We start from the raw sequence: 1,474 nt of genomic DNA, 5'->3' as shown, positions 1-1,474 counted from the left end.
GCGGACGCGCAGGTCAGGGAAGGCGGTATATGCCGGACGGGTACGACCCACCCCGCTTACGCGCCGGAGTTCCGGCGTCAGATGGTCGAGTTGGTCCGTGCCGGACGCGACCCGGCTGACCTGGCCCGTGAGTTTGAACCCTCCGCCCAGGCCATTCGGAACTGGGTCACTGTCGCTGACCGACAGGAGGGGCGGCGCGAGGCGAAACCCGCCCCTGCCGAGGCCGCCCTGAATGCAGCCGAGCGCGAGGAGCTCGCTCGGCTGCGGCGCGAGAACAGGCAGCTGCGCCAGGAGCGCGACATTCTCTCTCGAGCGGCGGCCTGGTTTGCCCGCGAGACCGGCGCGATCCCGTCCGGGTCTTCGAGTTCATGAAGGCGAACCAGGCATCCTTCCCGATCGCCCGGATGGCACGCCTGCTCGGCGTCTCGCGGGCCGGCTACTACGCCTGGCTCGGACGCCCCCTGTCCGCCCACGCCGAGGCGGATGCGGCGCTGCTGCGGCGGATCCGGACGGTGCACGCGATCTCGCGCCAGACCTACGGCGCGCCGCGGGTGCATGCCGAACTGCGTGCCAGGGGTGAACGGCATGGCCGCAAGCGCATCGCACGGCTGATGCGCAGCGTCGGCCTGGTTGGTGCCAGCCATCGCCGAAGCGGACCGGTGACGACCTACCGCGACGCCAGCAGCAGGCCGGCGCCGGACCTGGTGGATCGCAAGTTCACGGCCAGCGGCCCCAATCAGCTGTGGGTCGCAGACATCACGTTCATCCCTACGGCAGCCGGCTTCCTCTACCTCGCCGTGGTGCTCGATGTCTGGAGCCGCAAAGTCGTCGGCTGGGCCATCGCCAACCACCTGCGCGCCGAGCTCGTCCTTGCTGCCCTGGAGATGGCCGTCGGCCAGCGCCGGCCCCGTGATGTCATTCACCACTCGGACCAGGGATCGCAATATACGTCCCTGGCCTTTGGCAAGCGCTGCAGAGAGGCCGGCGTCCGGCCGTCCATGGGCTCGGTCGGCGATGCCTACGACAACGCGCTCTGCGAGAGCTTCTTCGCCATCCTGGAATGCGAGCTGCTCGCCCGCCGCCGCTTCGCCTCCCACGCCGAGGCGCGCATGGCCACCTTCAGCTTCATTGAGGCCTGGTACAACCCAGCCAGGCTCCATTCAACGCTGGGCTACCGCTCGCCCATGACCTACGAAAAAGAGGAGCACCAAGCCGTCACCGCAGACCCGTAATCAGCCAAGCCCATCAACCGTCCACGAGCGCGGGTCAAACCCAGTCGTCCGTGAAGTCGAGCCGCAGACGCTCGGCGATCTGCCGCGGGCTCCACGCCATGGCCCATCGTCGGTGCTGCCGTCGCCCGTGCCGTCGGCCCTTCCACGGCACCGTCGTCGGGCCGGGCACCGCGGCGCCGCCCGGAACGGCAACGGAACCGGCCAACCGGTCCTGCACGTAGGCTCGCAGTGCCGGGTGTGTA

1 protein-coding gene and 1 pseudogene are annotated in these 1,474 nt (G+C 69.4%); one reads left to right on the top strand and one right to left on the bottom strand.

The window, feature by feature from the left end:
- The first annotated feature begins 81 nt into the window (after positions 1-81).
- Positions 82-1,232, top strand: a protein-coding gene (locus tag M0638_RS25570) for an IS3 family transposase (protein WP_248669787.1) whose coding sequence is annotated in 2 segments (ribosomal slippage) — positions 82-316 and positions 316-1,232 — 1,152 coding nt in all. Because the reading frame shifts where the segments join, the coding sequence is not laid out codon by codon here.
- Positions 1,233-1,275: 43 nt separating this feature from the next.
- Here M0638_RS25570 and M0638_RS25565 read toward each other — a convergent pair.
- Positions 1,276-1,474 (bottom strand): annotated as a pseudogene (locus M0638_RS25565) (IS30 family transposase); the annotation flags it as partial.

The organism is Roseomonas acroporae, from assembly GCF_023223525.1.
In the GTDB taxonomy this organism is placed as follows: domain Bacteria; phylum Pseudomonadota; class Alphaproteobacteria; order Acetobacterales; family Acetobacteraceae; genus Roseomonas_E; species Roseomonas_E acroporae.
Note: the sequence above shows the minus strand (reverse complement) of the source record. Positions and strands in the feature narration are given on the sequence as shown.